The sequence below is a fragment of the Streptomyces sp. NPDC033229 genome, from assembly GCF_055576875.1.
The window spans coordinates 1-7,090 of sequence record NZ_JBVIQR010000109.1 but is presented as its reverse complement, the minus strand read 5'-3'; the positions used below and the strand labels follow the sequence as shown (position 1 = coordinate 7,090).

At 63.2% G+C, this 7,090-nt stretch carries 4 protein-coding genes and 2 pseudogenes; 5 read left to right on the top strand and 1 reads right to left on the bottom strand.

The window, feature by feature from the left end; translation table 11 throughout:
• Nucleotides 1–764: 764 nt before the first annotated feature.
• The 5 genes and pseudogenes from ACZ53N_RS35775 to ACZ53N_RS35755 form a co-directional block, all read left to right on the top strand.
• Nucleotides 765–847 (top strand): annotated as a pseudogene (locus ACZ53N_RS35775) (transposase); the annotation flags it as partial.
• A gap of 271 nt (nt 848–1,118) precedes the next feature.
• The gene (locus ACZ53N_RS35770; protein WP_469144913.1) at nt 1,119–2,570 is read left to right on the top strand and encodes a hypothetical protein; all 1,452 of its coding nucleotides are present in this window, start codon (nt 1,119–1,121) and stop codon (nt 2,568–2,570) included.
• 159 nt (nt 2,571–2,729) lie between these two features.
• Nucleotides 2,730–2,912: pseudogene (locus ACZ53N_RS35765) on the top strand (IS5/IS1182 family transposase); the annotation flags it as partial.
• A gap of 117 nt (nt 2,913–3,029) precedes the next feature.
• Nucleotides 3,030–4,421, top strand: a complete 1,392-nt coding sequence (locus tag ACZ53N_RS35760; protein ID WP_469144912.1) for an IS1380 family transposase — start codon at nt 3,030–3,032, stop codon at nt 4,419–4,421.
• A 362-nt stretch (nt 4,422–4,783) separates the two neighbouring features.
• Nucleotides 4,784–5,887 (top strand): DUF2637 domain-containing protein, encoded by a 1,104-nt coding sequence (locus tag ACZ53N_RS35755; protein ID WP_469144914.1) that lies wholly within the window; start codon nt 4,784–4,786, stop codon nt 5,885–5,887.
• An 829-nt stretch (nt 5,888–6,716) separates the two neighbouring features.
• Here the strand turns inward: ACZ53N_RS35755 and ACZ53N_RS35750 are convergent.
• Nucleotides 6,717–6,980, bottom strand: a complete 264-nt coding sequence (locus tag ACZ53N_RS35750; RefSeq protein WP_469144911.1) for a hypothetical protein — start codon at nt 6,978–6,980, stop codon at nt 6,717–6,719.
• Between the last annotated feature and the right edge of the window lie 110 nt (nt 6,981–7,090).

Here is a 7,090-nt window from a genome sequence, read left to right as displayed (position 1 = left end):
GACGCGGGTACGACCCGCTACGCTTCTTCACCTGGAGAGTGCTTCTTTTCTTGCAGCTGACAGGGCCCTCGACAAGTCCCATCGTTGCAGGTCAGTAGCACTCTCCACTTATTTGGTCAACACCCGGACGGCCCCACTCACGAAAGCGCGAGGCTAGGCGGGGAAAGAGAGCCTTACTTCCATGAATTGATGGTGAAGCCCGGATTTCTAGCTCCAGAGTGTGCCATGATAGCCAACCCTCCGTCGCCGGAAGCCGCGCCACAGTCGGCGCTACCATAAATAACGTAACCGGTGGTCGAATTGTTGTAGACAGATTTCGCTGCAATGGGGGCTGGGCCACACCGCCCGGGAGTCCCCCATGACCAATGATTTGCTTGGTCGCCCGTATAATCCGGTTGACTGTAGAAACAAACGTAACAATTATCGCAAGCCATCGCGCTCTGCGCCTCCGTCAATGCAATGCTACCCAAAATCGAAATCATCGCAGCGAAAACAGCAAGGCGCTTGGACCTGGAGAAGTGCATCGAGTGTTTTTTCGTCAATGATTCTCGGAGACTTCGCAGAGTCTTGATTGAGTCACATCACGACCTCACTCACCAGTTCTCGAATAATCGACCACCAGGAAAACAGGCCACTTTGGAGCATGTCTAGAGATGAATCCTAAAATAGCTCGTTTGGTCGATAGCAACGGCTCTACTGATGAGATGAGTTCGGTTCAGAGGCTTGGCGTATGGCTCAGCGGAAGATCAAACGGATCAGTGCAGTGGCGGGATCTACCGGAGCGGTTCGGGCCGTGGAAGACCGTGTGCAAACGTCATCGCCGCTGGTCGGCGGACGGGACCTGGACGATGCTGCTGTCCCGCGTCCAGGCCTCCGGGAGGCGTCGATCGACTCGACCACGGTGCGGGCCCACCAGCACGGGCCGGTGCGAGGAGGACACCGTCGCCGTTCGCGGCCCCTCAAAAGGGGGCCGACCGGGGGACGAACCGGTCCGATCCGGTACTTTGAAAACTGGTGGCCCGGCTGGTGGAGGTTTTCAGTTGGTGAATCCAACGCAACTTAAATCACCTGCTGGATGAGATCCATCGAAAGCCCAATAACACAACAAGAGGAACCTGATGCGATTAAACGATTCATCCACACTTCGAGCCCCGATCGCGAAGGCCAGGAAGCGTGTTGCCTACCTTTTGAGTATCGCCGTACTTATGTGCGCGCCTGTCTGTCTGGCGCAGCCTGCGCAGGCTGATGTAACGACGGATACGGAAATCCAGCTGTTCGAAAGGGTGAGCGGCGCTTCTCATTTACTCAACGTACAGACACATCGAGATTACCCCGGAATTGCAGTCTTCGTTGGAGCGAACCCTTTCGCACTAGATGATACCGTAACAGGTAACGCCTGGGAAAAGGCCATCAACAAGTCGGAACTCAACGACGAAGGAAGGCCTTTCATTTCCTATGCGAAAAAAGTCTGGGACACTCTCGCGGACATCCAGAAGAGCAGTCAGGGAAAGCGCCTTTTGGGCATCTTCAAAAAAGTGACTCCAGTGAATGACTTTCTCCTTACTCCCGTGAATAATGACCCTGACTTGAAGGAAGCCTACCGGTCTACTCTCATTACCGAACCGGGCTCCAATAGGCCATCGAGCATTAATGTAATCATCAATCCCGCCCGGGATAGCTCAGCAGTGGGGTATGACCTTGATGGCGGGTGTCGGAGTTTTGTCAACTTCAATGTTGGCCACCTGCTTGATATTGACAGCACGGAAGTTGCCGGAAAAACCTACGCAATGCACCCCTCTGCCAGTCTTTTTCATGAATTGCGCCATTCTGCAGCAATGCTGCTCGGGCTTAGCCTGGACAGCTTAAAATATTACACTAGCTACCAGTATAAGGTCAAGGAAGCCTCCGGGTATAAACCTTCCGAGATCACCATCCCGGCGGAGGAAATGGCAACTACCGGCTTCTGGCAGGACAGGGACCACTTCAGCGAAGTTAAAGCCGGTACTCTACCGGTACGTGCAGCCACAAAGGGCGCGATCTTCAGGCAAACGACGCCAGGAACACAGGATTTCGACGCCTTCCTCAAAGACTATAAAGGCGAATCGGACAGAGAGCTAGCGATCTACGTGGATTACTGGAAAAGCCAGGTCGATCCAAAAGATGTCGAGGTCGCCAAGCAAAACTCTATCCTCGGTGAGTTTAAACGGCTGCGCAATGAAGATTTTTGGAATCTCAATGAGAGGAAATATGTGGCGGAACAGGGATATCTGCAGCGGATGAAGTACGCCGCCCCCATTGATGGGGCGCGTCTAGTCGCATACATGCTTGACGAAAGCCCTAAAGTCCTGACCCTGCACGACCTTCGCTACCCGAGTATTGATCAAGTCAGGGATGAATACCCTCCTGTTACTGCAAGCAAGCACCTCAGGAAGATTATTCTTGAATGCCGAGGGGGTAGCTGGGATGTGGTGGGTGTCGATGTCTGCCCGCTAGATGCCCTGATCGAACAACCGGGTGGCGGGAAGAAGACCGGAGACGAGAAAAAGAAGGGAGCGGATGCCAAGACCTGATGTGCGTCGGCACTTCCGCAGTAAGGATGTGCAGAGTGACCACTAAGGATCTTCAGAGTGGCCACTGATCGGGTGATGGCGGTGGGCCCGTAACAGGCGAGGCCCTCGGGCTGTTGATCGAGATGTCTCACGTCTCAGCACCACAGCCTGGGGGCCTCGTTGGCTGTCTATCCTTGCGCACTCGGTCTGCCGCATGCGCTCGTGGAGCGGGTCACGATGCTGATCGTCACCCGCGAGGGTGACCGCCGCTGCAGACTACGGCCCTCCCAGCGCGCGATCGTGGCGCTGGTGTACCTGCGCGAGCACACCACCCCCGCCAAGCCCGCCGCGGGCTTAGCCTTGATCCACCGACGGGTGCCTTGTGGATAGTGTCTCGGAAAACAAGGAAGTGCCTTGTGACCTGTGATGATGGGAGTTCTTCAGGCTTCCAGCACGCACGATCGGCAAGGCACTTCCGAGATGAAAGTTTCCCATACTCCGGCGGCAGTCTCCGCTGCGTTCGATGACCCGAATCTGATCGCCCATGCGGGGCTGCTGCCGGTGATACGGCTGGCCGAGCGGTGTGGGCTTTCGCGGCTGGTGGCCCAGAAGGTGAAGCTGACCGGGGCAGCAAACGGCGCGGGTGCGGCAGCGGACGCCAAGGTCAGCAGCATTGTGGGCGGCATGGCGGCGGGTGCGGACAGCATCGACGACCTTCACGTGCTGCGGCACGGCGGAATGCCTGCCTTGTTCCGGGGGGTCCGTGCCCCGTCCACGCTGGGTACGTTCCTGCGCGCGTTCACCCACGGCCATGCGCTCCAACTCCATGCTGTGCACCGGGGGTTCCTGGCCGCACTGGCCGCACACACCCCGCTGCTGCCCGGCTCCGGTGAGATGGCGTTCATCGACGTGGACTTCACCCACAAACGGGTCTACGGCCGGGCCAAACAGGGGGCGGAATACGGCCGGTTCAAAGGTATCCGCACCCTGCACCCCCTGCTCGCCACCATCTGCACCCCGCAGTCCCGGCCGGTGATCGCCACCGCGCGGATGCGCCGCGGCAAGGCCGCCGACTCCCGCGGCGCCCCGAAATTCGTCAGCGAGGCCCTGGCCACCGCCGTCGAGGCCGGCTGCACCGGCACCCGCATCCTGCGGGCGGACTCACAGTTCTACAACGCCGGTGTGATCGCCGCCTGTCGCCGGGCCGGAGCCCACTTCTCCATCACCACCGGCATGAACCCCTCCATCCGGCGGGCCGTCCTCGCGATCCCCGACCAGGGATGGCAGGACATCAGTTACCCGACCGCCGTGCCCGACCCCGACACCGGCGAGCTCGTCCCGGACGCCGAGGTCGCCGAGATATCCGCCTACACCGCCTTCGCCGGCCGCAAGAAGAGTGAGCAGGTCACCGCCCGGCTGATCGTCCGCCGCGTCCGCGACCTCGCCAAACCGGCGGTCGCGGACGAGCAGGGCGAGCTGTTCCCCGTCTGGCGTTACCACCCGTTCTTCACCGACAATCCGGCCCCCACCCTCCAGGCCGAGCGGGAACACCGCCACCACGCCGTCGTCGAGCAGGTCATCGCCGACAGCAAAGCCGGAGCGCTGGCCCACCTGCCGTCCGGACACTTCCACGCCAACTCCGCCTGGCTGACCCTGTGGGCGATGGCCTACAACCTGCTGCGGGCCACCGGAGCACTGACCTCCGCCTTCCACGCCAGGGCCACCACCGCCACCCTCCGCGCCCACCTGGTCCAGGTCCCGGCCCGGACCGCCCGCTCCGCACGGCGCGTCACCCTGCACCTGCCGCACAACTGGCCCTGGCAGCACGCCCGGACACACCTCTTCGACACCGCCCACAGCCCAGCCGGCTGAGGTGAACAGCCCCTGCCCATCCCGCCCGCAAGGGCCCGACCGGAACCACACCGTGGAAGAGCTGGGCAGACCAGCAGATACAACCTGCCCACACCCAGCCACCGGCCCGAAGCCGACGCAGAAACCGACCAGAAGATCACTCTCAAACCACATCGGTGGATCAAGGCTAAGCATACCAGCGAGAGCACCGCCCACGCCTACGAACACAGTGTGACCACACTCCTCGCCGACCGGGCCCCGCCCCTCACCCCTGGGCCTGCGGCGGCCCCGCCCGGAACACGTGCCCGCCGGCCCTGCGCCGCATCGCCTGGATGCTCACCGGTGCCACGGTCGCCTTCAACGGGGCCGCTTCCTAGCCGGACCTGCTCGCCTCGGCCATGCACGGTGTCATCCTGGTCCTCTTCATTTCGATCACCGAGGCCATCCGCAACGCCGTCGCCCAGGCGATGGACCCCGAGTCCGACGAGCCTTTGGACTCCATCCCCTTCGCCCGATGGCTTCTGTCGCCACTGGCGACCTGGTCGATCTGGCGGGACATGCGCCTGTGGCGCATCCGCTCCTACCGCGCGGCCCTGGAGCGCTACCAGACTCGCAAGCTCTACGAGCAGGACCTGTGCTCCGAGCACGGGTGGCGCTGGCGCAGCAAGGCATCGGCGGACGAGCTCCGGCCCCTTCGCCAGGCACGCTTGGGCATCGCGGTAGCTGAGACGACGCTTTCTGCCGGGCACGTCCTTGCAGGCGACCGCGAGGAGCGGCCGGCGCTGCAGCCGGTGTCCTCCCGCATCGAGGCGTCGGCCTTGGCGCCGTTGCCGCCCGTGCCGGCGACCGCCGGGCGGCACCTCTCCCCGGTGGTCGACCAGCACTGGTCTGAGTCGGCGGCGAGCCGGATGCCCGCTGCGCAGGCCGGGCCCGAGCCGGCCGTCGACGTGGCGTCGGCCGATGATGTCGCCGAGCCAGCGGTGCCGCAGGACACGTTCGCCGCGCCCGCTGGTCCCGCTGATGTCCTGGAGCCGGCCCCCGAGGCGGTGGAAGAGCCCGGCCCCGGCGTGGGCGGCGAGCCGAAGGACGAGGCGGAACTGCACGACGAGGACGGCGAGCAGGCGGACGCGCAGGCCGGCGAGGGTGATGCGGAGGACGGCGCCGAGCAGCCCGGAGTCGACGTGGGCGTGGCGCCGCCGAACGAGACCAAGAGCCAGAAGGCGCAACGGATCTACCTCGCGCACCAGAAGGCCGGAGTGCACCTGGCGAAGCCCGACCTCGCCCGCTGGGCGGGCTACAAGCAGGAAGGTTCTGGCCGTACCCAGTACGCGAGGCTGGAGAAGGTGCACGGCCCGATCGTCGTGCGCGAAGCCGCGGACCAGCTTGACTTCGAGACGGCCTGCGGACCTGAGGGCGAAACCAACAGCCGGCACCTGGCCAAGCCGCGCGCTGACCGCGTCCGGGCAACCCGCCGCAGCCTGAGCTGAGGCACGGCCCCGCTCACCCCCGATAGGGAGTGACGGACCACCGCACCGCGGTTCTCCCCAGCCCCCTTGCTACACTTCGGCAGCACCGGTCTCGACACCGCCCTCCCCTGGAGACCAGCATGAGCACCGCGGCACTGCCCGTCGCCCCGCACTTCACCGAGGCGCGGGCCCCAGGTGGTGTCGGACCTCTCTACCCACATCCACACCGGCATACCGATCAGGCCCTTGCTGCCCGGCGGTGGGGCGCTGCCGACCTTTGGCGCCGCCAGCTTCATCTTGTTGAAGGCCTGCTGGGCCAACTCCGCGGCTGTCGGCATCCGGACCACCCCAGGGGGAGCAGCCTGCATCCAGATAGCGCCCTGACGGGTGTTGCCCCTGTCCCCGGCTTCGGTGCCTCCACCGCAGTTCCGCTCGTAGATAGCCCCGTCACCCGGCGAATGCCCTTCCCAGGCAGGATCGCCGGCCGGCGGCTGCGGATCGGCCAACTGGATATAGCAGCCCACCGCGCCCGGTGACTCCTGGTAGTAGTCACCCGCACCATCGATGTGACACCGAGGCGTCGAGGACGAGGGATGCTCGTCCGAGCAGTCCGTACGGCCTCCGCCGGCCCCCGAACTCGAACTGGAGCTACCACCGCTAGCACTACTGCTGCCGTTACCCCCGCCGCTGGAGCCCCCGCCCGAGGTTTCCACGCTCGCACAGATCCATAGCTGGCACGCGCCGACGTTTGTGTCGCCGCCATCCGCGACGGCCACGGGCGTGCTGAAGAATTGCAAAGCGCCCAAGGTAAGGATGAAAGCCGAGAGACACCTAACGAAGCGAGCCAGGATCAGCATTTGCGATCCGTCTGCTGGATATCTACCACCATCCAACGTTCACCGACCGTACGGATCGTGACGTTAGTAATGAACCGGGTCAGACGTTCCTTGGGCAACTCGACCGGCTTGCCGGACTTCTCATTGACCAGCTGCCACTTGGACACGTCGGTGCAGTCCGTGATCGCAGCCTTCTTCGGATTTTCCCGGAGGCTGATGGAGGTGACCTTGGGGTCGATCTGAACGTCGCCCCTGAGCACGTTGCCCTTTTGCTGCATGGATATCAGGTCGCCCTTACGAGCTGGTGCGTGATAGCGGGGTGAGTGTCGTGCCTGGCTGGTGGCATGATCCGGCTGTGGCGATCACGATCAATCGGGCGGTACTGGCA

Excerpts from the sequence above, each read along its gene's own strand:
- ACZ53N_RS35760 (WP_469144912.1), top strand. The coding sequence starts at position 3,030 with ATGAAAGTTTCCCATACTCCGGCGGCAGTCTCCGCTGCGTTCGATGAC.
- ACZ53N_RS35750 (WP_469144911.1), bottom strand. The coding sequence starts at position 6,980 with ATGCAGCAAAAGGGCAACGTGCTCAGGGGCGACGTTCAGATCGACCCC.
- ACZ53N_RS35770 (WP_469144913.1), top strand. The coding sequence starts at position 1,119 with ATGCGATTAAACGATTCATCCACACTTCGAGCCCCGATCGCGAAGGCC.